Source organism: Bacillus sp. AC266 (assembly GCF_979253805.1).
Map to the genome: position 1 here is coordinate 14116 of NZ_CEEDEC010000012.1, position 26742 is coordinate 40857.

General features: G+C 40.1%; 35 protein-coding genes and 1 other annotated feature. All 35 genes read left to right on the plus strand.

What is annotated here, in order from left to right; genetic code table 11:
* Positions 1-408: a Mini-ribonuclease 3 gene (locus AC0IXC_RS27875; RefSeq protein ID WP_002009804.1), complete on the plus strand. Its 408-nt coding sequence runs from the start codon at positions 1-3 to the stop codon at positions 406-408.
* The gene (rlmB, locus tag AC0IXC_RS27880; protein ID WP_002091503.1) at positions 405-1148 is read left to right on the plus strand and encodes a 23S rRNA (guanosine(2251)-2'-O)-methyltransferase RlmB; all 744 of its coding nucleotides are present in this window, start codon (positions 405-407) and stop codon (positions 1146-1148) included. The genes AC0IXC_RS27875 and rlmB overlap by 4 nt, the downstream gene beginning before the upstream one ends.
* Before the next feature lie 3 nt (positions 1149-1151).
* The gene (locus AC0IXC_RS27885) at positions 1152-1664 is read left to right on the plus strand and encodes an NYN domain-containing protein (protein WP_002009801.1); all 513 of its coding nucleotides are present in this window, start codon (positions 1152-1154) and stop codon (positions 1662-1664) included.
* Between the two features lie 67 nt (positions 1665-1731).
* Positions 1732-2391, plus strand: a complete 660-nt coding sequence (locus AC0IXC_RS27890; protein WP_002009799.1) for an RNA polymerase factor sigma-70 — start codon at positions 1732-1734, stop codon at positions 2389-2391.
* 128 nt (positions 2392-2519) lie between these two features.
* Complete coding sequence (gene rpmG / locus AC0IXC_RS27895; RefSeq protein ID WP_012260172.1) at positions 2520-2666, plus strand: 50S ribosomal protein L33; 147 nt, start codon at positions 2520-2522, stop codon at positions 2664-2666.
* A gap of 32 nt (positions 2667-2698) precedes the next feature.
* Positions 2699-2878: a preprotein translocase subunit SecE gene (gene secE, locus AC0IXC_RS27900; protein WP_002009797.1), complete on the plus strand. Its 180-nt coding sequence runs from the start codon at positions 2699-2701 to the stop codon at positions 2876-2878.
* 131 nt (positions 2879-3009) lie between these two features.
* Positions 3010-3543, plus strand: a complete 534-nt coding sequence (nusG, locus tag AC0IXC_RS27905) for a transcription termination/antitermination protein NusG (RefSeq protein ID WP_002009795.1) — start codon at positions 3010-3012, stop codon at positions 3541-3543.
* A 168-nt stretch (positions 3544-3711) separates the two neighbouring features.
* Positions 3712-4137 carry a 50S ribosomal protein L11 gene (gene rplK, locus AC0IXC_RS27910; RefSeq protein ID WP_001085872.1) on the plus strand — a complete coding sequence of 142 codons (426 nt, stop codon included), beginning with the start codon at positions 3712-3714 and terminating at the stop codon, positions 4135-4137.
* A 180-nt stretch (positions 4138-4317) separates the two neighbouring features.
* Entirely contained in the window at positions 4318-5010 is a 693-nt protein-coding gene (gene rplA / locus AC0IXC_RS27915; RefSeq protein ID WP_002009792.1) for a 50S ribosomal protein L1, read from the plus strand.
* Positions 5011-5059: 49 nt separating this feature from the next.
* Positions 5060-5205, plus strand: a sequence feature (ribosomal protein L10 leader region).
* 39 nt (positions 5206-5244) lie between these two features.
* Entirely contained in the window at positions 5245-5745 is a 501-nt protein-coding gene (rplJ, locus tag AC0IXC_RS27920; RefSeq protein ID WP_002009790.1) for a 50S ribosomal protein L10, read from the plus strand.
* A gap of 67 nt (positions 5746-5812) precedes the next feature.
* Positions 5813-6172, plus strand: coding sequence for a 50S ribosomal protein L7/L12 (rplL, locus tag AC0IXC_RS27925; RefSeq protein ID WP_002009788.1), 360 nt, complete (start codon positions 5813-5815; stop codon positions 6170-6172).
* A 76-nt stretch (positions 6173-6248) separates the two neighbouring features.
* A complete protein-coding gene (locus AC0IXC_RS27930; protein ID WP_471653651.1) occupies positions 6249-6848 on the plus strand; it encodes a class I SAM-dependent methyltransferase in 600 nt (199 codons plus the stop codon).
* A gap of 291 nt (positions 6849-7139) precedes the next feature.
* On the plus strand, positions 7140-10673 hold the full coding sequence (rpoB, locus tag AC0IXC_RS27935) for a DNA-directed RNA polymerase subunit beta (RefSeq protein ID WP_002113316.1): 3534 nt from the start codon (positions 7140-7142) through the stop codon (positions 10671-10673).
* Positions 10674-10710: 37 nt separating this feature from the next.
* Positions 10711-14322: a DNA-directed RNA polymerase subunit beta' gene (gene rpoC / locus AC0IXC_RS27940; RefSeq protein WP_002009783.1), complete on the plus strand. Its 3612-nt coding sequence runs from the start codon at positions 10711-10713 to the stop codon at positions 14320-14322.
* 113 nt (positions 14323-14435) lie between these two features.
* Complete coding sequence (locus AC0IXC_RS27945) at positions 14436-14684, plus strand: 50S ribosomal protein L7ae-like protein (RefSeq protein WP_000121833.1); 249 nt, start codon at positions 14436-14438, stop codon at positions 14682-14684.
* Positions 14685-14798: 114 nt separating this feature from the next.
* Positions 14799-15221, plus strand: coding sequence for a 30S ribosomal protein S12 (gene rpsL, locus AC0IXC_RS27950; RefSeq protein WP_001142341.1), 423 nt, complete (start codon positions 14799-14801; stop codon positions 15219-15221).
* Between the two features lie 29 nt (positions 15222-15250).
* Positions 15251-15721, plus strand: a complete 471-nt coding sequence (gene rpsG, locus AC0IXC_RS27955) for a 30S ribosomal protein S7 (RefSeq protein ID WP_001137492.1) — start codon at positions 15251-15253, stop codon at positions 15719-15721.
* A gap of 206 nt (positions 15722-15927) precedes the next feature.
* Positions 15928-18006, plus strand: a complete 2079-nt coding sequence (gene fusA / locus AC0IXC_RS27960) for an elongation factor G (RefSeq protein ID WP_002113318.1) — start codon at positions 15928-15930, stop codon at positions 18004-18006.
* A 117-nt stretch (positions 18007-18123) separates the two neighbouring features.
* On the plus strand, positions 18124-19314 hold the full coding sequence (gene tuf / locus AC0IXC_RS27965) for an elongation factor Tu (protein WP_002009778.1): 1191 nt from the start codon (positions 18124-18126) through the stop codon (positions 19312-19314).
* A 400-nt stretch (positions 19315-19714) separates the two neighbouring features.
* Entirely contained in the window at positions 19715-20023 is a 309-nt protein-coding gene (gene rpsJ / locus AC0IXC_RS27970; RefSeq protein ID WP_001040595.1) for a 30S ribosomal protein S10, read from the plus strand.
* A gap of 34 nt (positions 20024-20057) precedes the next feature.
* Positions 20058-20690 carry a 50S ribosomal protein L3 gene (rplC, locus tag AC0IXC_RS27975; protein ID WP_000160209.1) on the plus strand — a complete coding sequence of 211 codons (633 nt, stop codon included), beginning with the start codon at positions 20058-20060 and terminating at the stop codon, positions 20688-20690.
* A 25-nt stretch (positions 20691-20715) separates the two neighbouring features.
* Positions 20716-21339, plus strand: a complete 624-nt coding sequence (gene rplD / locus AC0IXC_RS27980; protein WP_001127261.1) for a 50S ribosomal protein L4 — start codon at positions 20716-20718, stop codon at positions 21337-21339.
* A complete protein-coding gene (gene rplW, locus AC0IXC_RS27985; RefSeq protein ID WP_001205557.1) occupies positions 21339-21629 on the plus strand; it encodes a 50S ribosomal protein L23 in 291 nt (96 codons plus the stop codon). Before rplD ends, rplW begins: the two co-directional genes overlap by 1 nt.
* Before the next feature lie 28 nt (positions 21630-21657).
* Positions 21658-22488, plus strand: a complete 831-nt coding sequence (gene rplB / locus AC0IXC_RS27990; protein WP_000511584.1) for a 50S ribosomal protein L2 — start codon at positions 21658-21660, stop codon at positions 22486-22488.
* 60 nt (positions 22489-22548) lie between these two features.
* A complete protein-coding gene (gene rpsS, locus AC0IXC_RS27995) occupies positions 22549-22827 on the plus strand; it encodes a 30S ribosomal protein S19 (protein ID WP_000124452.1) in 279 nt (92 codons plus the stop codon).
* 17 nt (positions 22828-22844) lie between these two features.
* Entirely contained in the window at positions 22845-23186 is a 342-nt protein-coding gene (gene rplV, locus AC0IXC_RS28000) for a 50S ribosomal protein L22 (protein ID WP_002009773.1), read from the plus strand.
* A 3-nt stretch (positions 23187-23189) separates the two neighbouring features.
* On the plus strand, positions 23190-23849 hold the full coding sequence (rpsC, locus tag AC0IXC_RS28005; RefSeq protein ID WP_002009771.1) for a 30S ribosomal protein S3: 660 nt from the start codon (positions 23190-23192) through the stop codon (positions 23847-23849).
* A gap of 1 nt (position 23850) precedes the next feature.
* Positions 23851-24285, plus strand: a complete 435-nt coding sequence (gene rplP, locus AC0IXC_RS28010; protein WP_000928969.1) for a 50S ribosomal protein L16 — start codon at positions 23851-23853, stop codon at positions 24283-24285.
* Positions 24275-24475, plus strand: coding sequence for a 50S ribosomal protein L29 (gene rpmC, locus AC0IXC_RS28015; protein WP_002091523.1), 201 nt, complete (start codon positions 24275-24277; stop codon positions 24473-24475). The genes rplP and rpmC overlap by 11 nt, the downstream gene beginning before the upstream one ends.
* A 20-nt stretch (positions 24476-24495) precedes the next feature.
* Complete coding sequence (gene rpsQ / locus AC0IXC_RS28020) at positions 24496-24759, plus strand: 30S ribosomal protein S17 (protein WP_002091526.1); 264 nt, start codon at positions 24496-24498, stop codon at positions 24757-24759.
* A 43-nt stretch (positions 24760-24802) separates the two neighbouring features.
* Positions 24803-25171, plus strand: a complete 369-nt coding sequence (gene rplN / locus AC0IXC_RS28025) for a 50S ribosomal protein L14 (RefSeq protein ID WP_000615912.1) — start codon at positions 24803-24805, stop codon at positions 25169-25171.
* 38 nt (positions 25172-25209) lie between these two features.
* Positions 25210-25521 (plus strand): 50S ribosomal protein L24, encoded by a 312-nt coding sequence (rplX, locus tag AC0IXC_RS28030; RefSeq protein ID WP_000558201.1) that lies wholly within the window; start codon positions 25210-25212, stop codon positions 25519-25521.
* 26 nt (positions 25522-25547) lie between these two features.
* The gene (rplE, locus tag AC0IXC_RS28035; protein ID WP_002091528.1) at positions 25548-26087 is read left to right on the plus strand and encodes a 50S ribosomal protein L5; all 540 of its coding nucleotides are present in this window, start codon (positions 25548-25550) and stop codon (positions 26085-26087) included.
* Positions 26088-26120: 33 nt separating this feature from the next.
* Complete coding sequence (rpsN, locus tag AC0IXC_RS28040) at positions 26121-26306, plus strand: 30S ribosomal protein S14 (protein WP_001085700.1); 186 nt, start codon at positions 26121-26123, stop codon at positions 26304-26306.
* Between the two features lie 29 nt (positions 26307-26335).
* A complete protein-coding gene (rpsH, locus tag AC0IXC_RS28045) occupies positions 26336-26734 on the plus strand; it encodes a 30S ribosomal protein S8 (RefSeq protein WP_002009764.1) in 399 nt (132 codons plus the stop codon).
* The last annotated feature ends 8 nt before the right edge of the window (positions 26735-26742 follow it).

Sequence of the window (26742 nt, forward strand, 5' to 3'; positions counted from 1 at the left end):
ATGATTGATGCAAAGCAATTGAACAGCTTAGCTTTAGCATATATGGGTGATGCGGTATATGAGCAATATATCCGCTATCACCTCCTTCAAAAGGGGACAGTTCGCCCTAATCAATTACATCGCTTAGGGACGGGCTTTGTTTCGGCAAAAGCACAGGCGAAAGTTGTTTATCATTTATTAGAAACGGCATTTTTGACAGAAGAGGAAGAGGCGGTATTAAGAAGAGGGCGTAATGCGAATTCGGGTACTGTTCCAAAAAATACAGATGTACAAACATATCGACACAGTACAGCCTTTGAAGCACTAATCGGTTATCATCACTTGTTGAATAATCGTGAAAGATTGGACGAGATTGTATATAAGGCGATTGACGTTTTGGAAGAAAAGGAAGGGAGCACATCATCATGAGTAGTGAATATATTATCGGACGTAACCCTGTAATTGAAGCTTTAAGAGCGGGGAGAGATATTAATAAAATTTTGGTAGCGGAAGGTGCTGCCAAAGGACAAGTGCAAATTGTACTAGCATTAGCAAAAGAGAATAAGGTTATTTTGCAACACGCACCAAAGAAGAAATTAGATCAATTGGTTGAGGGTAATCATCAAGGTGTAATTGCTCAAGTAGCTGCATATCAATATGCTGAGTTAGAGGATTTGTTTAAATTAGCAGAAAAACGCAATGAAGATCCGTTCTTCTTGATTTTAGATGAAATTGAAGACCCGCATAACTTAGGCTCTATTATGCGTACTGCGGATGCAACAGGGGCTCATGGGGTTATTATTCCAAAAAGAAGAGCTGTGGGGCTTACAGCGTCAGTTGCGAAAGCGTCGACTGGGGCAATTGAATATATTCCTGTTGCACGTGTAACAAATTTATCGCGTACAATTGATGAATTAAAAGAACGTGGACTTTGGATTGCTGGTACAGATGCCAAAGGGAAAACAGATTACCGTAATTTAGATGGTAATATGCCAATCGGACTAGTAATTGGTAGTGAAGGAAAAGGTATGAGTCGTATTATTGGTGAAAAGTGTGATTTCCTAATTACTTTACCGATGGTCGGTAAAGTTACATCCTTAAATGCTTCAGTAGCCGCAAGTTTGTTAATGTATGAGGTATATCGTAAACGTCACGAAATTGGTAAATAAAAAATGAACGATATTTTAATCGTTGACGGTTACAACATTATCGGGGCTTGGGGAGACTTGAAGAAACTGCGGGATGTAGATTTACAGTCATCAAGAGACGCACTTATTGATAAGATGGCGGATTATCAAGGGTATACAGGCACAAAGGTAATGATTGTCTTTGATGCCTATACAGTCTATGGTATTGAAAAAAAGATGAAACAATCACGGGTGGAAGTAATATTCACGAGAAAAAATCAAACTGCAGATGAAAAGATAGAACAACTTGCGATTGAGCTTAGAAATATAAATACACAAATATACGTTGCAACTTCGGATTATACGGAGCAATGGATTATATTTGCGCAAGGTGCACTTCGAAAATCTGCGCGTGAATTAGAGTTAGAAGTGCAAGCGATGGAACAACAAGTAAGAAGGTGTACAAAAGACACGAAAGAAAAGCAACCCGCCATGCGAAAGATATTTAGTGAAGATATTACAGAAAAATTAGAAAAATTAAGAAGAGGAGAGCGTTGAAGCATTGACGCTCTTTATCTTTTTACTGTATAATATTGCTAAATATATAGCGGTCGGAGGGATCAGGGTGGAAGCAGGCTTCGTAAGTGTAGGCGACGTTACATTTCGTGATTTAGAGGATGAGGCAATCGTTGAGTTAGTTCGAAAAGGTAATACTGACGCTCTAGAATATTTAATTCACAAATATAAGAACTTTGTTCGCGCGAAATCAAGATCTTATTTCTTGGTGGGTGCCGATCGAGAAGATATTGTTCAAGAAGGCATGATTGGATTGTTTAAAGCTATTCGTGATTATAAAGGGGACAAGCTGTCTTCGTTCAAAGCATTTGCTGAACTGTGTATCACTCGACAAATTATTACCGCTATTAAAACAGCAACAAGGCAAAAACATATTCCGTTAAATTCGTATGTGTCTTTAGATAAGCCAATTTACGATGAGGAATCTGATCGAACATTATTAGATGTTATTTCGGAATCGAAAGTAACTGATCCAGAAGAGATGATTATAAGTCAGGAAGAATATACAGACATAGAATCTAAAATATCTGAATTATTAAGCGATTTAGAAAGAAAAGTGCTCTCTTTATACTTAGATGGTCGTTCCTATCAAGAAATTTCAGAACAGTTAAACAGGCACGTGAAATCTATTGATAACGCATTGCAGCGTGTAAAAAGGAAATTAGAAAGATATATGGAGATGAGAGAGAGCACAACTTTAAATTCATAGCAAGTGCCGCAGGTGTAAAATAATTCACCTGTTTTCTTTTTGTTAAGAGAGTGAAAGTCATGACATTGACATTGTCTTTTGTTGTATGATACATTTTTAGGGACAATGTTACAAGGTTGGTGTAACTAATGAGGAAAAAAGTTGTACTCTCATGTGAAGAGTGTAAAAATCGAAACTACTCTACGATGAAAGATACGAGCTCAGTAGAGCGACTTGAGATAAAGAAGTTTTGTAAAACATGCAATAAGCATACAGTTCACAAAGAAACAAAATAAATAATTGAAATAATAAACTGGAGGTCCCGTAGATGCGTTTAACGAACTTTTTCGGCGATGTAGGTCGCGAAATGAAAAAAGTAAGTTGGCCTAAAAAAGATGAATTACTCCGATCAACAACGACTGTTATCGCGACAGTTGTGTTCTTTGCGATTTTCTTCGCAGTGGTTGATATGGGCATTTCTTCTTTAATTCGGTTAATTCTTGGTTAATTCTTGAATAAGAAGCACTTATCCATGATATAATGTTATTTATAAGAACTGTGTAAAAGCCCGGTGAACGGGTTTTTTCATTTGCGCAAAAAAATGTACGTCAGGGAGGGAAGGACGCTCGTCCTAAATGAATGGAAAAAAGTTGGTATGTTGTCCATACTTATTCTGGATATGAAAATAAAGTAAAAGCAAACCTAGAGAAACGTGTAGAATCAATGGGTATGCAAGATAAAATTTTCCGTGTTGTTGTCCCGGAAGAAGTAGAAGTAGAAATGAAAAATGGTAAAGAAAAAATAACGAAAAGAAAAGTGTTCCCAGGTTACGTATTAGTAGAACTAATCATGACTGATGATTCTTGGTATGTTGTTCGTAATACGCCAGGTGTAACAGGCTTTGTCGGTTCTTCTGGTTCAGGATCTAAACCATCGCCTCTATTAGAAGAGGAAGTTGTTACCATCATGAAGCATATGGGAATGGACAATGAAGTGGTTGATTTCGAATTTGAACTTCATGAAACAGTGCGTGTAAATGAGGGGCCATTCGCGGATTATACAGGTGCGATTGAAGAAATTGATGTGGAAAAGAAAAAAGTTAGCGTGCTTGTAGACATGTTCGGTCGCGAGACTCCGGTTGAACTTGATTTCCATCAAATTGAAAAATTATAAAATGAAACTTGAAATGAATTGTAAAAAGTGATAATATCTTTTAAGTCAGTACGTCTTCGGTAACGGAGACGTTTTTTGAAAAAGATTTTATCATTATGATAAAATATGAAGTGGGAGGGCAAATCACTGCCCAATTGACCACATCACGGACTTAAGGAGGTGTGTCTCGTGGCTAAAAAGGTAATTAAAATGGTAAAACTTCAGATTCCTGCAGGTAAAGCTAATCCAGCTCCGCCGGTTGGTCCAGCATTAGGACAAGCAGGTGTTAACATCATGGGCTTCTGTAAAGAGTTTAACGCTCGTACAGCTGATCAAGCTGGTCTTATCATCCCTGTTGAAATTACGGTATTTGAGGACCGTTCATTCACTTTCATTACTAAAACTCCTCCTGCTGCTGTTCTTCTTAAGAAAGTAGCTGGTATTGAGTCTGGTTCTGGTGAACCAAATCGTAATAAAGTGGCAACTGTTAAGCGTGATAAAGTACGCGAAATCGCTGAAACTAAAATGCCTGACCTAAACGCTGCTAGCGTAGAAGCTGCAATGCGTATGGTTGAAGGTACTGCGCGCAGTATGGGCATCGTTATCGAAGACTAATTCGATTTGTTTTTTGTAAAAAAGGTTGCGGGTCTGGAATTCCAATTCGCAACCTTTATTATCGTAAATGATCATCATTTTTAAATAAATGGATGGGCGCACATCCTCGGGGGTTCCCGGAATGAAGGCGTAAACGTGGGAGGTTATTCCGCTAAAACCACATTCAAGGAGGAAACAAACATGGCTAAAAGAGGTAAAAAGTACGTTGAAGCTGCGAAGCTTGTTGATCGTGCATCTGCTTACTCTGCAACAGAAGCAGTAGAATTAGTAAAGAAAACAAACACAGCTAAATTTGATGCAACTGTAGAAGCTGCATTCCGTTTAGGTGTTGACCCTAAGAAAGCTGACCAACAAATTCGTGGTGCAGTTGTTCTTCCACACGGTACTGGTAAAGTACAACGTGTATTAGTATTCGCTAAAGGCGAAAAAGCAAAAGAAGCTGAAGCTGCTGGCGCTGAATTCGTAGGCGATGCTGATTACATCGGTAAAATCCAAAAAGGTTGGTTTGATTTCGATGTAGTAGTAGCAACTCCTGACATGATGGGTGAAGTTGGTAAACTTGGTCGTGTATTAGGACCTAAAGGTTTAATGCCAAACCCTAAAACTGGAACAGTTACTTTCGATGTAACTAAAGCTGTTAACGAAATCAAAGCTGGTAAAGTTGAATACCGCGTTGATAAAGCTGGTAACATCCACGTTCCAATCGGTAAAGTATCTTTCGAAGATGCTAAATTAGTAGAAAACTTCAAAACAATTGCTGACACGCTACAAAAAGCTAAGCCAGCTGCTGCAAAAGGTACTTACATGAAGAACGCAACTGTTGCTTCTACAATGGGACCTGGCGTACGCGTAGACGTTTCTACACTTGCGTAAAAATTGGAAGTTGACTTCATAAAGAAGTTTTAATATAATCATTTATGTTGTGAATTTTAATAGTGTACCGTAGACAGTAGGAGTCGATTCGACTTAATTTCCTACCTAGGTGTTAATATACGAAGCGGAATCTTTTTTCTGTGACTATATGCCTCCATGTCTACAAGTTGGGCATGGAGGTTTTTAGTGCACTTTCGGTACATCTTCTATATAATCTACAGGAGGTGTAATAACATGAGCAAAGTAATCGAAACTAAACAACAAGTTGTAACTGAAATCGCTGAAAAACTTCGCGCGAGTAAATCTACAATTGTTGTTGACTACCGTGGTTTAACAGTTTCTGAAGCAACAGAATTACGTAAAAACTTACGTGAAGCTGGCGTTGAGTTCAAAGTTTACAAAAACTCTTTAACTCGTCGTGCTGCAGAGTCTGCTGAAATGGCTGAGTTAAACGAATTCTTAACAGGACCAAACGCAATCGCGTTCAGTAACGAGGATGTAGTTGCTCCTGCGAAAGTATTAAACGACTTCGCTAAAAATCATGAAGCTTTAGAAATTAAAGCGGGCGTAATCGAAGGTAAACTTGTAACACTTGATGAGGTTAAAGCTATCGCTACTCTTCCATCACGTGAAGGCTTACTTTCTATGCTTCTTAGCGTTCTTCAAGCTCCAATCCGTAACCTTGCACTTGCTACTAAAGCAGTTGCAGATCAAAAGGAAGAGCAAGGCGCTTAATTTTTTAAAAGATAATTACTTGTTATCTATAAAACAATACAAACCTATTTAAGGGAGGATATTTACAATGACTAAAGAACAAATCATTGAAGCAGTTAAATCTATGACTGTATTAGAACTTAACGACTTAGTAAAAGCTATCGAGGAAGAATTCGGCGTAACTGCTGCTGCTCCTGTAGCTGTAGCTGGTGGCGCTGGTGAAGCTGCTGCTGAGCAAACTGAATTTGACGTAGTACTTGCAAGTGCTGGCGCTCAAAAAATCAAAGTTATCAAAGCTGTACGTGAAATCACTGGTCTTGGCTTAAAAGAAGCTAAAGAATTAGTTGACAACACTCCAAAAGCAATCAAAGAAGGCGTTACTAAAGAGGAAGCTGAAGAAATGAAAGCTAAACTTGAAGAAGTTGGCGCTGCTGTAGAAGTTAAGTAATTAACTTTTGGTGCTTTAAAAAAAGCTCGCTCTTATGCGAGCTTTTTTTTTAACTGTAAAGAAAAGAGGTGGCCATATGGCAGACCATTATTTTTCTAACGACCCTTCTAGTAAAAGTGATCGTAAACGATGGGAAGTTACACTTCGTGAATCTCGATTTACTTTTTTATCTGACCATGGGGTGTTCTCGAAAAACGAAGTGGACTTTGGTTCTCGTCTTTTAATTGAAGCGTTTCAAATGCCAGAGGTTAAAGGTAATGTGTTAGACGTAGGATGTGGGTACGGTCCAATCGGTTTGTCGTTAGCGAAAGAGTTTCAAAATCGTGAAATTCACATGGTGGATGTGAATGAAAGGGCCTTGGGACTTGCAAAAGAAAATGCCGCTAATAACAGAATTGAAAATATACGTATTTTGCAAAGTAGTGTCTATGAAAATGTAGATGGCAAGTATGCTGTTATTCTATCTAATCCTCCAATTCGTGCTGGTAAAGATATCGTGCATGAGATTTTAGAAAAGGCTGTGGAGTATTTAGTTTCAGGTGGAGAATTGTGGATTGTTATTCAAAAGAAACAAGGTGCGCCATCTGCGATGAAAAAACTAGAAGAAGTATTTTCTGAAGTTGAAGTTGTAGAAAAGAAAAAAGGATATTATATCATAAGATCAAAAAAGCGTTGACGGTTATTTTTGGCTATGTTAACATTATACAATGCCAATATATGATTTTCTGCGTTGAGAAAGATGTATATTTTTGCTTCTCTTGGAAAAGATAGTAAAATCAGCAGATTATGAAACAGAATGATGGTTTTCTTATAGAAGCCATTTTTCTTTTTTGAGCAGGTAGAAAGACTCAACGTATCTATCTTTAAGAGAAAAAAACTACGCTAATAGCAGTAGTTGTATTTATTTGTGATTTTGCACAAATTTTTTTGTGCATTTATAATACTCATGATTTGAGGGGTGAAGCAGTTGACAGGTCAACTAGTTCAATACGGACGCCACCGCCAACGAAGAAGTTATGCCCGTATTAGTGAAGTATTAGAGTTACCAAATCTTATCGAAATTCAAACCTCTTCTTATCAGTGGTTTCTTGATGAGGGTTTGCGAGAAATGTTCCAAGACATTTCTCCGATCGAAGACTTTACGGGAAATCTATCGCTTGAATTTATCGACTACAGCTTGGGTGAACCTAAATACTCTGTAGAAGAATGCAAAGAGCGTGATGTGACGTATGCAGCACCACTTCGTGTAAAAGTGCGTCTAATCAACAAGGAAACTGGTGAAGTAAAAGAACAAGATGTGTTCATGGGAGATTTCCCACTCATGACAGAGACTGGAACATTCGTAATTAACGGTGCAGAACGTGTTATCGTTTCCCAGTTAGTTCGCTCTCCAAGCGTATACTATAGTGGCAAAGTGGATAAAAACGGAAAACGTGGTTTTACTGCTACTGTAATTCCAAACCGCGGAGCTTGGTTAGAGTATGAAACAGATGCTAAGGATGTTGTATATGTGCGTATTGACCGTACGCGTAAACTTCCTGTAACTGTTTTGTTACGCGCATTAGGGTTTGGCTCTGATCAAGAAATCACCGAGCTTTTAGGTGATAACGAATACTTAAGCAATACGTTAGAAAAAGACAACACAGATAGCACAGAGAAAGCATTGCTTGAAATTTATGAGCGTCTACGCCCTGGTGAACCACCAACAGTAGAAAATGCAAAGAGCTTACTTGTGTCTCGTTTCTTTGATCCGAAGCGCTATGATTTAGCAAATGTAGGTCGCTATAAGATCAACAAAAAGCTACACATTAAAAACAGATTGTTTAACCAACGTTTAGCTGAAACACTGGTGGATCCAGAAACTGGTGAAATTTTAGCGGCAGAAGGAACAGTCTTAGATCGTCGTACACTGGATCGCATTCTACCTTACTTAGAGAAAAACATTGGATTCAAAACAGCGAAACCAATGGGTGGAGTGGTAGCAGGCGATGTTGAGCTGCAATCTATTAAGATTTATGCTCCAGAATCAGAAGGCGAACGATCTATAAACGTAATTGGGAATGCAAATATTACTCGTGATATAAAACACATCACACCAGGTGATATTCTTGCTTCTATTAGCTACTTCTTTAACTTGCTATATAAAGTAGGGGATACAGATGATATTGACCACTTAGGAAATCGTCGTCTGCGTTCTGTAGGAGAGTTACTACAAAACCAATTCCGTATCGGTCTTTCTCGTATGGAACGTGTTGTTCGTGAGAGAATGTCGATTCAAGATACAAATGCAATTACACCACAAGCGTTAATTAACATTCGCCCGGTTATTGCATCTATTAAAGAGTTCTTCGGAAGTTCTCAGTTATCTCAGTTCATGGATCAAACAAACCCATTAGCAGAGTTAACTCACAAACGAAGACTATCTGCATTAGGACCCGGTGGTTTAACGCGTGAGCGCGCAGGCTTTGAAGTACGTGACGTTCACTACTCTCACTATGGTCGTATGTGTCCAATTGAAACGCCAGAGGGACCAAACATCGGTTTGATTAACTCATTATCTTCGTTTGCGAAAGTAAATGAGTTTGGTTTCATTGAAACGCCATACCGTCGTGTTGACCCAGAAACTGGTCTTGTAACAGGGCAGGTTGATTATTTAACAGCAGATGAAGAAGATAACTATGTTGTAGCCCAAGCGAATATGAAATTATCTGAAGTAGGGGAATTCCTTGATGAAGATATCGTAGCTCGTTTCCGTGGTGAAAACATTGTCACAAATAAAGAACGCATCGACTACATGGATGTATCTCCAAAACAAGTAGTGTCGGCAGCGACAGCTTGTATTCCGTTCTTAGAAAACGATGACTCTAACCGCGCACTTATGGGAGCGAACATGCAACGTCAGGCGGTTCCGTTAATAAATCCGGAATCTCCGATTGTAGGTACAGGTATGGAGTACGTATCAGCAAAAGACTCAGGTGCTGCAGTAATCTGTAAACAGCCTGGTGTTGTTGAGCGCGTAGAAGCACGTGAAGTTTGGGTACGTCGCTATGTAGACGTTGACGGTCAAACAGTAAAAGGCGACTTAGATCGCTACAAAATGCAAAAATTCATTCGTTCTAACCAAGGAACTTGCTACAACCAACGTCCAATCGTAAGTGTTGGAGACCAAGTTGTAAAAGGTGAAATCCTTGCGGATGGTCCTTCTATGGAACTAGGTGAACTGGCGCTTGGACGTAACGTGCTTGTTGGCTTTATGACATGGGACGGTTATAACTATGAGGATGCGATCATCATGAGTGAGCGCCTTGTAAAAGATGATGTGTACACTTCTATCCATATTGAAGAATATGAATCAGAAGCTCGTGATACGAAGCTTGGACCAGAAGAAATTACACGTGATATCCCGAATGTTGGGGAAGATGCACTTCGTAATCTTGACGAGCGCGGTATTATTCGCGTCGGTGCTGAAGTAAAAGATGGAGATCTACTTGTTGGTAAAGTAACGCCAAAAGGTGTAACAGAATTAACGGCAGAAGAACGTCTATTACATGCAATCTTCGGTGAAAAAGCACGTGAAGTACGTGATACATCACTACGTGTACCACACGGTGGTGGCGGTATTATCTTAGACGTAAAAGTGTTTAACCGTGAAGATGGCGATGAATTGCCACCAGGCGTGAATCAACTTGTACGTGCATATATCGTTCAAAAGCGTAAAATTTCTGAAGGTGACAAAATGGCCGGTCGTCATGGTAACAAAGGTGTTATCTCCCGTATTTTACCGGAAGAAGATATGCCTTACTTACCAGATGGTACGCCAATCGATATCATGTTAAACCCATTAGGGGTACCATCTCGTATGAATATCGGTCAGGTATTAGAGCTTCATCTTGGTATGGCAGCAAGATACCTTGGTATTCACATTGCAACACCGGTATTCGATGGTGCTCGTGAGGAAGATGTATGGGGCACAATTGAAGAAGCTGGTATGGCAAATGACGCGAAAACAATCCTGTATGACGGACGTACTGGTGAGCCATTCGATAACCGTGTATCTGTTGGTGTCATGTATATGATCAAACTTGCGCACATGGTTGACGATAAACTTCATGCTCGTTCTACTGGACCATACTCACTTGTAACGCAGCAACCTCTTGGAGGTAAAGCTCAGTTCGGTGGACAGCGTTTCGGTGAGATGGAGGTTTGGGCACTTGAAGCTTATGGTGCTGCTTATACTCTTCAAGAAATCTTAACAGTGAAGTCTGATGATGTTATTGGACGTGTTAAGACGTATGAAGCAATTGTTAAAGGTGAAAATGTTCCAGAACCAGGCGTTCCTGAATCATTCAAAGTATTGATTAAAGAACTGCAAAGTTTAGGTATGGACGTTAAAATGATGTCTATCAACGATACAGAAATTGAAATGCGTGATACGGAAGATGACGATGATCATCAATCAGCAGATAAATTGAATGTTGAAGTTGAGACAACTAAGGAATAATTGGGATAACCTGTAGACTAAAAGGGAGGTAGGCCCCTTGATAGATGTAAATAACTTTGAATATATGAAGATTGGACTTGCTTCACCTGACAAGATTCGTTCTTGGTCATACGGTGAAGTTAAGAAACCAGAAACAATTAACTATCGTACGTTAAAGCCTGAAAAAGATGGCTTGTTCTGTGAGCGTATTTTCGGACCACAAAAGGACTGGGAATGTCATTGCGGGAAATATAAACGTGTACGTTATAAAGGTGTAGTTTGTGATCGATGTGGCGTTGAAGTAACGCGTGCAAAAGTTCGTCGTGAACGTATGGGTCATATCGAATTAGCTGCTCCTGTATCTCATATTTGGTATTTCAAAGGTATCCCGAGCCGCATGGGACTTGTCTTAGACATGTCCCCTCGCGCGCTTGAAGAAGTAATTTATTTCGCTTCTTATGTTGTAACAGAGAGTGGAGATACACCACTTGATAAGAAGCAATTACTTTCTGAAAAAGAATACCGTGCATATCGTGATCGATATGGAAGTACATTCCATGCTGCTATGGGTGCAGAAGCGATTAAAAAATTACTGCAAGACATCGATTTAGATAAAGAAGTAGACTTCTTAAAAGAAGAATTAAAAACAGCACAAGGACAACGCCGTACTCGTGCTATTAAACGTCTAGAAGTATTAGAAGCATTCCGTAACTCTGGAAATCACCCATCTTGGATGATCTTAGAGGTTCTTCCAGTTATCCCACCAGAACTACGCCCGATGGTACAGTTAGATGGTGGACGTTTTGCTACTTCTGACTTAAACGACTTATATCGTCGTGTAATTAACCGTAACAACCGTTTAAAACGTCTATTGGACTTAGGTGCACCAAGCATTATCGTTCAAAACGAAAAACGTATGTTACAAGAAGCTGTAGACGCATTAATCGATAATGGTCGCCGTGGCCGTCCAGTTACTGGACCAGGTAACCGTCCATTAAAATCACTATCTCACATGCTTAAAGGTAAACAAGGACGTTTCCGTCAAAACTTATTAGGTAAACGTGTTGACTACTCTGGCCGTTCTGTAATCGTTGTAGGACCGAACTTAAAGATGTACCAATGTGGATTGCCGAAAGAAATGGCACTTGAATTGTTTAAACCTTTCGTTATGAAAGAGTTAGTTGGAAAAGGATTAGCACACAACATTAAGAGTGCTAAACGTAAAATCGAGCGTGTACACCCTGAAGTTTGGGACGTTTTAGAATCTGTGATCAAAGAGCATCCAGTACTTCTAAACCGCGCGCCAACACTTCATCGTCTTGGTATCCAGGCGTTTGAACCTACACTAGTAGAAGGTCGTGCAATCCGTCTTCACCCACTTGTATGTACTGCATACAACGCGGACTTTGACGGTGACCAAATGGCGGTTCACGTTCCGTTATCATCAGAGGCACAAGCAGAAGCTCGTATCCTTATGTTAGCGGCACAAAACATCTTGAATCCAAAAGACGGAAAACCAGTTGTTACTCCATCTCAGGATATGGTATTAGGTAACTATTACTTAACACTTGAGCGCGAAGGTGCAATCGGTGAGGGTATGGTCTTCAAAGATGCAAACGAAGCAATACTTGCATACCAAAATGGATATGTACATCTGCACACACGTGTTGCAGTTGCTGCGAGTTCGGTAAATAATGTAACGTTTACTGAAGAGCAAAAGAGTAAGCTTCTATTAACAACAGTTGGTAAATTAATATTTAACGAAATCTTACCAGAGTCGTTCCCTTATATTAATGAACCAACAAACTCAAACCTTGAAAAAGAAACACCAGCGGAATATTTCGTTGAAAAAGGTGCGAACATTAAAGAAATTATTGCTAGTCGCGAAGAAGTGGCACCATTTAGCAAGAAAATCCTTGGTAATATTATTGCGGAAGTATTCAAACGTTTCCAAATTACAGAAACGTCTCGCATGCTTGACCGTATGAAAAACTTAGGATTTAAATACTCTACAAAAGCTGGTATTACAGTTGGGGTATCAGATATTCTTGTATTAGGTGAAAAAGATGAAATTCTCCATGAAGCACAAGCAAAAGTAGATAATGTAATTAAACAATTCCGTCGCGGTTTAATCACGGAAGAAGAACGTTACGATCGCGTTATCTCTATTTGGAGTAATGCAAAAGATGTTATCCAAGGAAAGCTGATGAAATCCTTGAATAAACGCAACCCAATCTTCATGATGAGTGATTCCGGTGCCCGTGGTAACGCATCGAACTTTACTCAGCTTGCTGGTATGCGTGGTCTGATGGCCAATCCATCTGGTCGTATCATTGAGCTTCCGATCAAATCGAGTTTCCGTGAAGGTTTAACAGTACTTGAGTACTTCATCTCTACGCATGGTGCGCGTAAAGGTCTTGCCGATACAGCACTTAAAACTGCCGATTCTGGTTACTTAACACGTCGTCTTGTAGACGTTGCACAAGATGTAATTGTTCGTCAAGATGATTGTGGAACAGATCGCGGTTTACTAATTGGTGCGATTAAAGAGGGTAATGAAGTTATTGAGTCACTATATGATCGTCTTGTTGGACGTTTTGCAAGAAAAACTGTAAAACATCCTGAAACAGGTGAAGTATTAGTTGTTGAAAATCAATTAATTACTGAAGATATTGCTCATATCGTTGAAAAGTCGGGTGTTGAAACTGTAAACATTCGTTCAGCGTTTACGTGTAATACTCGCCATGGTGTATGTAAGAAGTGTTACGGTCGTAACTTAGCAACTGGTACAGACGTAGAAGTAGGAGAAGCGGTAGGTATTATCGCAGCTCAATCTATCGGTGAGCCAGGTACACAGTTAACGATGCGTACGTTCCATACAGGTGGGGTTGCCGGGGATGATATCACACAAGGTTTACCTCGTATCCAAGAGATCTTCGAAGCTCGTAATCCGAAGGGTCAGGCAGTTATCAGTGAAATTGACGGTGTTATCGCAGCGATCAACGATGTTAAAGATCGCCAAGAAGTAGTTGTACAGGGTGAAGTTGAAGCTCGTACGTATGCTATTCCTTACGGTGCTCGTCTGAAAGTAACTCTAGGACAGCCAATTAGCCACGGTAAAGAGTTAACAGAAGGTTCTATTGATCCGAAGGAATTACTAAAAGTAACGGACATTACAGCAGTTCAAGAATACTTATTACGTGAAGTTCAAAAAGTATACCGTATGCAAGGGGTAGAAATTGGTGACAAACACGTAGAAGTAATGGTACGTCAAATGCTACGTAAAGTTCGTGTAAGTGATGCGGGTGAAACAGATGTATTACCAGGAACATTACTAGATATCCATCAGTTTACTGATGCGAATGCGAAGGTGTTACTGAAAGGTAAACAACCAGCAACGGCTAGACCAGTTCTACTTGGTATTACAAAAGCTTCACTTGAGACAGATTCGTTCTTATCTGCGGCGTCATTCCAAGAAACAACTCGTGTTCTAACAGATGCAGCAATTAAGGGTAAACGCGATGAGCTTCTAGGATTGAAAGAGAATGTTATTATCGGTAAGCTTGTTCCTGCTGGAACAGGTATGAATCGTTATCGCAAAGTGGATCTTGTAAAAACAACACAAGATAACATGAATGTAGAAAACGATGAAGTTTATGTGGAACAGTAAAATTTTCCGTCGTAAATTTTGTATAAAAACAGCTGATCCTAGTTGACATTGTATGAGACAAAATGTTACTATAATCAAGGTTGCTCCTGAATGATGCTTTGGAGGATATTTAAATGTCTTATCAAAAAGTGTCAAATGCTGAAAATGTAGTCGTTGGTCATAAACGAACATTGGAAGCAATCAAAAATGGTATAGTTAAAGAAGTTGTTATTGCGGAAGATGCTGATGTGCGGTTAACCCATGTTATCATTCGTACTGCCTTGCAACATAACATACCCATAACCAAAGTTGAATCAGTTCGTAAGCTTGGAAAAGTTTCGGGGATTCAAGTGGGAGCTTCAGCAATAGGAATAATAAGTTAAAACTGTTTTTGTGAGGAGAGAGCATTTGCTCTTCCTTGCAAAAACTTTGTTTTCAACTAATAATGAACCACCTGGATATGTGGTCATACAAACATGCGAAGGGAGGATAATCAAATGCCTACTATTAACCAATTAGTGAGAAATGGTCGTACTGATAAAGTATGGAAGTCTAAATCACCTGCGTTAAACAAAGGTTTTAATTCTTTAAAGAAAAAATCAACTGATATCTCTGCACCTCAAAAACGTGGTGTGTGTACTCGTGTTGGTACAATGACTCCGAAGAAACCGAACTCAGCGTTACGTAAATACGCTCGTGTACGTTTAACAAACGGTATTGAAGTTACAGCTTACATCCCAGGTATCGGTCATAACCTACAAGAGCATAGCGTAGTATTAATTCGCGGTGGTCGAGTAAAGGATTTACCAGGGGTACGTTACCACATCGTTCGTGGTGCGCTTGATACAGCTGGTGTTGACAAACGTATGCAAGGACGTTCTAAATATGGTACTAAGCGACCAAAACCTGCTAAAAAATAATAAACTTATAATGAAAGGAGGAACTCAATATGCCTCGTAAAGGACCTGTTGCGAAACGTGACGTGTTACCAGATCCAATGTACAATTCTAAACTTGTAACACGCCTAATCAACAAAATGATGGTTGACGGTAAAAAAGGTAAATCTCAAACAATTCTTTATAACGCTTTCGATATCGTTCGTGAACGTTCAGATAAAGAACCAATGGAAGTATTCGAGCAAGCTCTTAAGAACATCATGCCTGTTCTTGAAGTACGCGCTCGTCGTGTTGGTGGTGCTAACTACCAAGTTCCAGTTGAGGTTCGTCCAGAACGCCGTACAACTTTAGGTCTTCGCTGGTTAGTAAACTATGCTCGTCTTCGTGGTGAAAAAACTATGGAAGAGCGTCTAGCTTACGAAATCTTAGATGCAGCTAACAACGCTGGTGCATCTGTTAAGAAACGTGAAGACACTCATAAAATGGCAGAAGCTAACAAAGCATTTGCTCATTACCGTTGGTAGGATTCAACGTAAAATAAATGTAAGCATAAACCGCTTTATTTGTCGCTTATGGAAGTGTGGAGAGGGAGAATGCCTCTCCCTTTCGTTGGGCGCTCGTTTTACATAATGAGGGTACTGGACACTGGCATATGTAACAATATAAAGTGGCTTTTTTGCTACTTAAAATAAAATAATCCAATCCATATATGGAAGGAGCAAGACACCAAATGACTAGAGAGTTCTCTTTAGAAAACACTCGTAATATTGGTATCATGGCTCACATCGATGCTGGTAAAACAACAGCAACTGAGCGTATTCTGTATTACACAGGACGTATTCATAAAATCGGTGAAACTCATGAAGGTGCATCTCAGATGGACTGGATGGAGCAAGAGCAAGAACGTGGTATCACAATTACTTCTGCTGCAACTACAGCACAATGGAAAGGTCACCGTGTAAATATCATTGACACTCCAGGACACGTAGATTTCACAGTAGAAGTAGAACGTTCTTTACGCGTACTTGATGGCGCAGTAGCAGTACTTGATGCACAATCTGGTGTAGAACCACAAACAGAAACTGTTTGGCGTCAGGCTACTACTTATGGTGTACCTCGTATCGTATTCGTTAACAAAATGGATAAGATTGGTGCAGATTTCTTATACTCTGTAGGAACAATCCACGATCGTTTACAAGCAAACGCACATCCAATTCAGTTACCAATCGGTGCTGAAGATGAGTTCAATGGTATCATTGACCTTGTTGAAGAGTGTGCTTACATGTACGCTAACGATTTAGGAACAGACATCGAGCGTGTCGAAATTCCTGAAGAGCATAAAGAATTAGCTGAAGAATACCGTGGAAAACTTATTGAAGCGGTAGCTGAGCTTGATGAAGAAATGATGATGAAGTACCTAGAAGGTGAAGAAATCACTGTAGAAGAGCTTAAAGCTGGTATCCGTAAGGCTACAACTTCTGTAGAATTCTTCCCAGTAATCTGTGGTTCTGCATTCAAAAATAAAGGTGTTCAAATTCTGTTAGACGCAGTTATCGACTACCTACCATCTCCATTAGATGTACCTGCTATTAAAGGTACTCTTCCGGATACAGATGAAGCTATCGAGCGTAAGTCTAGCGATGAAGAACCATTCGCAGCTTTAGCATTCAAAATCATGACTGATCCTTATGTTGGTAAGTTAACGTTCTTCCGTGTGTACTCTGGTGTGTTAAACTCTGGATCATACGTGAAAAACTCAACTAAAGGTAAGCGTGAGCGTGTAGGTCGTATCCTACAAATGCACGCTAACAGCCGTGAAGAGATTTCAACAGTTTACGCTGGTGATATCGCTGCTGCTGTAGGTTTAAAAGATACTACTACTGGTGATACTCTTTGTGACGAGAAGAGCCTTGTTATCCTTGAGTCTATGGAATTCCCAGAACCAGTTATCTCTGTAGCTATCGAACCAAAATCTAAAGCTGACCAAGATAAAATGGGTACAGCATTATCTAAGCTTTCTGAAGAAGATCCAACATTCCGTGCTCACACTGACCAAGAAACTGGCCAAACAATCATCGCTGGTATGGGTGAACTTCACCTTGATATCATCGTTGACCGTATGCGCCGTGAATTCAAAGTGGAAGCAAACGTTGGTGCTCCTCAGGTAGCATACCGTGAGACTTTCCGCGCTGCTGCGAAAGTTGAAGGTAAGTTCGCTCGTCAATCTGGTGGTCGTGGACAATTCGGTCACGTTTGGATTGAGTTTGAACCTAATGAAGAAGGTAAAGGTTTTGAATTCCAAAACAAAATCGTCGGCGGTGTAGTTCCACGTGAATACATCCCAGCTGTTGGAGCGGGTCTTGAAGACTCACTTAAAAATGGTGTACTAGCTGGTTACCCACTAGTTGACATCAAAGCTGCGTTAGTTGACGGATCTTACCATGATGTCGATTCATCTGAGATGGCGTTCAAAATCGCTGCATCTATGGCGCTTAAAGCTGCGGTTTCTAAATGTAGCCCAGTAATTCTTGAGCCAATGATGAAAGTTGAAGTTGTAATTCCTGAAGAGTACATGGGTGACATTATGGGCGACGTAACATCTCGTCGTGGACGTGTAGAAGGTATGGAAGCTCGCGGTAACGCTCAAGTTGTTCGCGCTATGGTTCCACTTTCTGAAATGTTCGGTTATGCAACGGCATTACGTTCTAACACTCAAGGACGCGGAACATTCTCAATGACATTTGATCATTATGAAGAAGTACCGAAGTCTGTTTCTGAAGAAATTATTAAAAAAAATAAAGGTGAATAATTGATTTTTATCGATTGTTCAAGTATAACTACTTATGTAAGCTTAGAAAGTGAGACGTAAGTTTCACTTTCTAGTCTAAATATAAAATAACCCATATAAACTAAGGAGGAATTTAGAATGGCTAAAGCTAAATTCGAACGTTCTAAACCCCATGTTAACATCGGTACAATCGGCCACGTTGACCATGGTAAAACTACATTAACTGCTGCGATCACTACAGTTCTTGCAAAAGCTGGTGGTGCTGAAGCACGCGGATACGATCAAATCGACGCTGCTCCAGAAGAAAGAGAGCGCGGAATCACAATCTCAACTGCACACGTTGAGTACGAAACTGAAACTCGTCACTATGCACACGTTGACTGCCCAGGTCATGCTGACTATGTTAAAAACATGATCACTGGTGCTGCTCAAATGGACGGCGGTATCTTAGTAGTATCTGCTGCTGATGGTCCAATGCCTCAAACACGTGAGCACATCCTTCTTTCTCGTCAAGTAGGTGTTCCTTACATCGTTGTATTCTTAAACAAATGCGACATGGTAGATGACGAAGAATTATTAGAATTAGTAGAAATGGAAGTTCGCGACCTATTATCTGAATACGGATTCCCAGGCGACGATATTCCTGTAATTAAAGGTTCTGCTCTTAAAGCTCTTCAAGGAGAAGCTGAGTGGGAAGAAAAAATCATCGAATTAATGACTGAAGTTGATGCTTACATCCCAACTCCAGAACGTGAAACTGACAAACCATTCTTAATGCCTATCGAGGATGTATTCTCTATCACAGGTCGTGGTACAGTTGCAACTGGTCGTGTTGAGCGTGGAATCGTTAAAGTTGGTGACGTAGTAGAAATCATCGGTCTTGCTGAAGAGAATGCTACTACAACTGTAACTGGTGTAGAAATGTTCCGTAAGCTTCTTGACCAAGCTCAAGCTGGAGACAACATCGGTGCTCTACTTCGTGGGGTTGCTCGTGAAGACATCCAACGTGGACAAGTTCTTGCTAAAACTGGCTCTGTAAAAGCACACGCTAAATTCAAAGCTGAGGTTTTCGTATTATCTAAAGAAGAAGGTGGACGTCATACTCCATTCTTCGCTAACTACCGTCCACAGTTCTACTTCCGTACAACTGACGTAACTGGAATCATCCAATTACCAGAAGGTACTGAAATGGTAATGCCTGGTGACAACATCGAAATGACTATCGAACTTATCGCTCCAATCGCTATCGAAGAGGGAACTAAATTCTCTATTCGTGAAGGTGGACGTACAGTAGGTTACGGTGTAGTTGCTACAATCGTTGCTGAGTAGTCTTTAATTAGATTATTAAAAACTCAAGGGATTCTCCCTTGAGTTTTTTTATTGCTTATTACTATAGAAGAAAGAGGTGTATTTTCTATTTTTGGATAAGTTTCTTCTATAGTATATAAAACGAAAATAACACCCAAAAACTGTAAGTTGAATAAGAGTAGATGAAAACTTGATATTCTTTAAAGTGCCATGTATAATAGCAAAAGTAGAGAAAAGCAGATGCGAACAAAAAGATGCTTGCATCTAGACGAATAACATTGTATAATAGACAATGTTGGTCTTTGACTGCGATGAAGTGGAAGGTTGCTGACACACCCGGCCGCTTTGCCATGGCATGGTGTGGGGAAATTTCCATGGAGAAGGTCTATTTTAGAAATAGGCGAACGAAGGAGGGAAAATAATGGCAAAAGAAAAAATTCGTATCCGTTTAAAAGCTTATGATCACCGTATTCTTGATCAATCAGCTGAGAAAATTGTAGAAACAGCTAAGCGTTCTGGGGCAACAGTTTCTGGTCCGATCCCATTACCAACTGAGAAGACTATTTACACAATTCTTCGTGCTGTTCATAAGTACAAAGATTCTCGTGAACAATTCGAAATGCGCACACACAAACGTCTAATCGACATCGTGAGTCCTACTCCGCAAACAGTAGATTCATTAATGCGTTTAGATTTACCATCTGGTGTAGATATCGAAATCAAACTATAATTCATATAACTTAAAAATGTAGGAGGTGTAACTCATGACCAAAGGAATCTTAGGAAGAAAGATCGGTATGACTCAAGTATTTGCTGAGAACGGTGAGTTAATCCCAGTAACGGTAATCGCTGCTAATCCAAACGTTGTTCTTCAAAAGAAAACAACTGAAACTGATGGCTACAACGCAATTCAGTTAGGATTTGAAGATAAACGTGAAAAGTTAACTAACAAACCTGAACAAGGCCACACTGCTAAAGCATCTACAACTCCTAAGCGCTTCATTCGCGAAATCCGCGATGCAGACGTGGACGGATTAGAGGTTGGTCAAGAGGTAAAAGTTGAAGTTTTCGCTGCAGGTGAAATCGTTGACGTAACAGGAATTTCTAAAGGTAAAGGTTTCCAAGGTGTTATTAAACGCCACGGACAATCTCGCGGACCTATGTCTCATGGTTCTCGCTATCACCGTCGTCCAGGTTCAATGGGGCCAGTTGCTCCGAACCGTGTATTCAAAGGCAAAAAACTTGCTGGACGTATGGGTGGAGACCAAGTTACTATCCAAAACTTAGAAATCGTTCAAGTTGACACTGAGCGCAACTTATTACTAGTAAAAGGTAACGTTCCAGGTGCTAAGAAATCTCTTGTAGTTGTTCAAGGCGCTGTGAAGGTTAGCAAATAATTCACAATAGGAAGGAGGAATTCCAATGCCAAAAGTTACTGTATATAACCAAACTGGTTCACAGGTTGGTGAAATCGAATTAGCTGAAGCTATTTTCGGTATCGAACCAAATGAAGCTGTACTATTTGAAGCTGTAATGATGCAACGTGCATCTTTACGTCAAGGTACACACAAAGTAAAAACTCGTTCTGAAGTTCGTGGTGGTGGTCGTAAACCATGGCGTCAAAAAGGAACTGGACGTGCTCGTCAAGGTTCTATCCGCTCTCCTCAATGGCGTGGTGGTGGTACGGTATTCGGACCTACACCAAGAAGCTATGCGTACAAACTTCCTAAGAAAGTTCGTCGTTTAGCAATCAAATCTGCATTAGCTACTAAAGTAGTTGAGAACAACATTGTAGTTCTTGAGGACCTAGTGTTAAATGCACCAAAAACAAAAGACATGGTAGCAGTACTTAAAGGGTTAACTGTTGAGAAGAAAGCTCTTATCGTAACTGCTGATGCAAACGAATCTGTAGAGTTATCTGCTCGCAATATCCCTGGAGTAACAGTAATCACTGCTGATGGCGTAAACGTGCTAGATGTGCTTCATCATGATAAGCTAATCATGACAAAAGCGGCAGTGGAAAAAGTAGAGGAGGTGCTTGCATAATGAGAGATCCTCGTGATATCATTAAGCGCCCAGTTATCACTGAACGTTCTATGGAAATGATGGCTGAAAAAAAATACACGTTCGACGTGGACGTTAAATCTAATAAAACAGAGGTTAAAGACGCTATAGAAGCGATCTTTGGTGTTAATGTAGACAAAGTAAATATCATGAACTACAAGCCGAAAGCAAAACGTGTTGGTCGTCACGCTGGTTTTACTAGCCGTCGTCGTAAAGCAATCGTTAAGCTAACTGCTGACAGCAAAGAAATCGAAATCTTCCAAGGCGTTTAATTCTTACTAAAGAAGGAGGGAAATTGAGATGGGAATTAAAAAGTATAATCCAACTACTAACGGTCGTCGTAACATGACTACGAATGATTTCGCTGAAATCACGACTGACAGACCAGAAAAGTCTTTACTTGCTCCTTTAAGCAAAAAGGCTGGTCGTAATAACCAAGGTAAAATTACTGTACGTCATCAAGGTGGCGGACATAAGCGTCAATACCGTATCATCGACTTTAAGCGTAACAAAGATGGAATTCCAGGACGCGTTGCTACGATCGAATACGATCCAAACCGCTCTGCGAATATCGCATTAATTAACTACGTTGACGGTGAAAAACGTTACATTCTTGCTCCTAAAACTTTAGAAGTAGGTATGGAAGTTATGTCTGGCCCTGAAGCTGACATTAAAATCGGTAACGCATTACCATTAATCAACATTCCAGTAGGTACTGTTGTTCATAATATCGAGCTTAAGCCTGGTCGTGGAGGACAATTAGTCCGTTCTGCTGGTACGTCTGCTCAAGTACTTGGTAAAGAAGGAAAATACGTACTTGTACGTTTAACTTCTGGTGAAGTACGTTTAGTATTATCTGCTTGTCGCGCTTCAATCGGTCAAGTTGGTAACGAACAACACGAACTTATCAAAATCGGTAAAGCAGGTCGCTCTCGCTGGTTAGGTAAGCGCCCAACAGTTCGTGGTTCTGTAATGAACCCGGTTGATCACCCACACGGTGGTGGTGAAGGACGCTCTCCAATCGGACGTAAGTCTCCAATGTCTCCATGGGGTAAACCAACTCTTGGATTCAAGACTCGTAAGAAAAACAAAGCGTCTGATAAATTTATCGTTCGTCGTCGTAAAAAATAATGGGATTGTAGTACGGTTCATTTCAAGAACCGTACGCCAATCACGAAGGGAGGCACCAAAATGGCTCGTAGCTTAAAAAAAGGACCATTTGTCGATGATCACTTAATGAACAAAATGGAAAAATTAGTTGCATCTGAGCAAAAACAAGTTGTTAAAACTTGGTCTCGCCGTTCAACAATCTTCCCTCAGTTCATCGGACATACAATTGCTGTATATGATGGTCGTAAACACGTACCTGTGTACATCACTGAGGATATGGTTGGCCATAAGTTAGGTGAATTCGCACCAACTCGTACGTATAAAGGTCACCTTGCTGACGATAAGAAAACTAGAAGATAATGAGAGGAGGCACTTCAATGCAAGCTAAAGCAGTAGTGAGAACAGTTCGTATTGCTCCTCGTAAGGTTCGTTTAGTAGTAGACTTAATCCGAGGTAAGCAAGTGGGTGAAGCGATTGCTATCCTTAACCACACACCAAAAACTGCTTCTCCAGTTGTAGAAAAAGTTTTAAAATCTGCAATCGCAAATGCAGAGCACAATTATGAGATGGATATTAACAACCTAGTTGTTGAAAAAGTCTTCGTTGACGAAGGTCCAACGTTGAAACGTTTCCGTCCACGTGCAATGGGTCGTGCAAGCCAAATTAACAAACGCACAAGCCACATCACAGTTGTGGTATCAGAAAAGAAGGAGGGATAATCGATGGGTCAGAAGGTTAATCCAATTGGTCTTCGTGTCGGTATTATCCGCGACTGGGAATCTCGTTGGTTCGCTGAGAAAGATTATGCTACGTTATTACATGAAGACATCAAAATCCGTGAGTACATTACTGTACGCTTAAAAGATTCTGCTGTTGCTAAAGTAGAAATCGAACGTGCAGCAAATCGTGTAAATGTTACAATTCACACTGCAAAACCTGGTATGGTAATTGGTAAAGGTGGTACTGAAGTTGAAGCACTTCGTAAAGCTCTTAACCAATTAACAGGCAAGCGTGTACACATTAACATTTTAGAAGTTAAGAGAGCTGATCTTAACGCTAAATTAGTGGGCGAAAACATCGCTCGTCAATTAGAAAACCGTGTATCATTCCGTCGTGCACAAAAGCAAGTTATTCAACGTGCTATGCGTGCAGGAGCAAAAGGTATTAAAACACAGGTTTCTGGTCGTCTTGGCGGGGCTGATATCGCTCGTGCAGAATCTTACAGTGAAGGAACTGTTCCACTTCATACACTTCGCGCTGATATTGACTATGCAGCAGTTGAAGCTGATACAACATACGGTAAATTAGGCGTAAAAGTATGGATCTACCGTGGAGAAGTCCTTCCTACAAAAAAGAAAGCTTCTGAGGAAGGAGGAAAATAATATGTTAATGCCAAAACGCGTAAAATATCGTAGAGAGCATCGTGGTAAAATGCGTGGTCGTGCAAAAGGTGGAACTGAAATTGCTTTCGGTGAATTCGGTTTACAAGCACAAGCTGCTTCATGGATTACAAACCGTCAAATCGAAGCTGCTCGTCGTGCAATGACTCGTTACATGAAACGTGGCGGTAAAGTATGGATTAAAATTTTCCCTTCTAAACCTTACACTGCAAAACCTCTAGAAGTACGTATGGGTTCCGGTAAAGGGGCACCAGAAGGCTGGGTAGCAGTAGTAAAACCTGGGAAAATTATGTTTGAAATCGCGGGTGTATCTGAAGAGGTAGCACGCGAAGCATTACGTCTTGCAGCTCACAAACTACCTGTGAAATGTAAGTTCGTAAAACGTGAAGAAAATGGTGGTGAATCTAATGAAAACTAATGATATTCGTGAATTAACCACTGCCGAAATCGAAACAAAAGTTAAAGCTTTAAAGGAAGAATTGTTCAATCTTCGCTTCCAACTTGCTACAGGACAATTAGAGAATCCAACTCGCATCCGTGAAGTGCGTAAAGCGATTGCTCGTATGAAAACTGTAGTTTGTGAAAGAGAGATCGGAATTAATCGATAAATTGAGGGGAGGTTTGCATAGTGAGCGAACGTAACCAACGCAAAGTTTATACTGGTCGTGTTGTGTCTGATAAAATGGACAAAACGATTACAGTTTTAGTTGAAACTTACAAAACTCATTCCTTGTACGGAAAACGTGTTAAGTATTCTAAAAAGTACAAAGCCCATGATGAGCAAAACCAAGCAAAACTTGGCGATATCGTTAAAATCATGGAAACTCGCCCGCTTTCTGCTACTAAGCGTTTCCGTTTAGTTGAAATCGTTGAAGAAGCGGTTGTTATCTAAATAGACGAATCGGAATTTTTAGTCCGAAGGGAGGTTTCATAACATGATCCAACAAGAATCTCGTTTGAAAGTTGCTGACAACTCTGGTGCACGTGAACTTTTAACAATTAAAGTATTAGGCGGCTCTGGTCGTAAATATGCTAATATTGGTGATATTATCGTTGCTACGGTAAAACAAGCAACACCAGGTGGCGTTGTTAAAAAAGGTGACGTTGTTAAGGCAGTAGTGGTACGTACGAAGAGCGGAGCTCGTCGTCCGGACGGTTCTTATATTAAATTTGATGAAAACGCAGCGGTTATCATCAAAGACGATAAGAGCCCACGTGGTACTCGTATCTTCGGACCAGTAGCTCGTGAATTACGTGATAGCAACTTCATGAAGATCGTTTCTTTAGCTCCAGAAGTTCTATAATTTAAGGTATTGCCTTGCTAAGGAGGTGCAGAATTAAGATGCATGTAAAAAAAGGTGATAAAGTTCAGGTAATCACTGGTAAAGACAAAGGAAAACAAGGCGTTATCCTTGTGGCTTTCCCAAAGCAAAACCGTGTTATCGTTGAGGGTGTTAACATCGTTAAAAAACACTCTAAGCCATCTCAATTAAATCCACAAGGTGGAATTATTACGAAAGAAGCACCTATTCACGTTTCTAATGTTATGGTATTAGATCCGAAAACAGGCGAACCTACTCGCGTAGGCTTCAAAGTAGAAGATGGTAAAAAAGTTCGTATTGCAAAAAAATCTGGTGAATTATTAGATAAATAATTTTCTTAAGAAAGGAGGTCACTTCATTGAATCGCCTTAAAGAGAAGTTCCAAAAGGAAATTACTCCTGCTCTAATGAGCAAGTTTAACTATAAATCTGTGATGGAAGTACCGAAAATCGAAAAGATCGTAATCAACACTGGTGTTGGTGACGCGGTATCTAACTCAAAAGCTTTAGACAATGCAGTAGAAGAATTAACGCAAATCGCAGGTCAAAAACCTGTTGTAACTCGCGCTAAAAAATCAATCGCTGGTTTCCGTCTTCGTGAAGGTATGCCAATCGGTGCGAAAGTAACTTTACGCGGACAACAAATGTATGAGTTCTTCGACAAATTAGTATCAGTTTCTTTACCACGTGTACGTGATTTCCGTGGTGTTTCTAAGAAATCATTCGATGGTCGTGGGAACTACACATTAGGTGTTAAAGAGCAACTAATTTTCCCTGAGATTGATTATGATAAAGTAAGTAAAGTCCGCGGTATGGACATCGTAATCGTTACTACAGCGAAAACTGATGAAGAAGCTCGTGAACTTTTAACACAATTCGGTATGCCATTCCAAAAATAATGGAAGCCAACGCTAAGTAGAGGAGGCGAAAACGTGGCTAAAAAATCTATGATCGCGAAACAAAAGCGTACTCCTAAGTTTAAAGTACAAGAGTATACACGTTGCGAACGCTGCGGTCGTCCGCATTCTGTATACCGCAAATTTAAGCTTTGCCGTATTTGTTTCCGTGAACTTGCATATAAAGGTCAAATTCCTGGTGTTAAAAAAGCTAGTTGGTAAAACCCACAAATGGGAAGGAGGTAAAACACATGGTGATGACAGATCCAATTGCAGACATGCTTACTCGCATCCGTAATGCGAACATGGTACGTCATGAGAAATTAGAGGTTCCTGCTTCTAAAATCAAAAAAGAGATCGCTGAACTTTTAAAACGTGAAGGTTTCATTCGTGATGTAGAATACATTGGGGATAACAAACAAGGTATCCTTCGTATTTTCCTGAAATATGGTGCAAACAATGAACGTGTAATCACTGGATTAAAACGTATCAGTAAACCTGGCTTACGCGTTTACGCAAAAGCTGATGAAGTACCACGTGTACTTAACGGATTAGGTATCGCTCTTGTTTCTACATCTAAGGGAGTAATGACAGACAAAGACGCTCGTCAATTACAAACTGGTGGAGAAGTAGTAGCATACGTTTGGTAATATATATT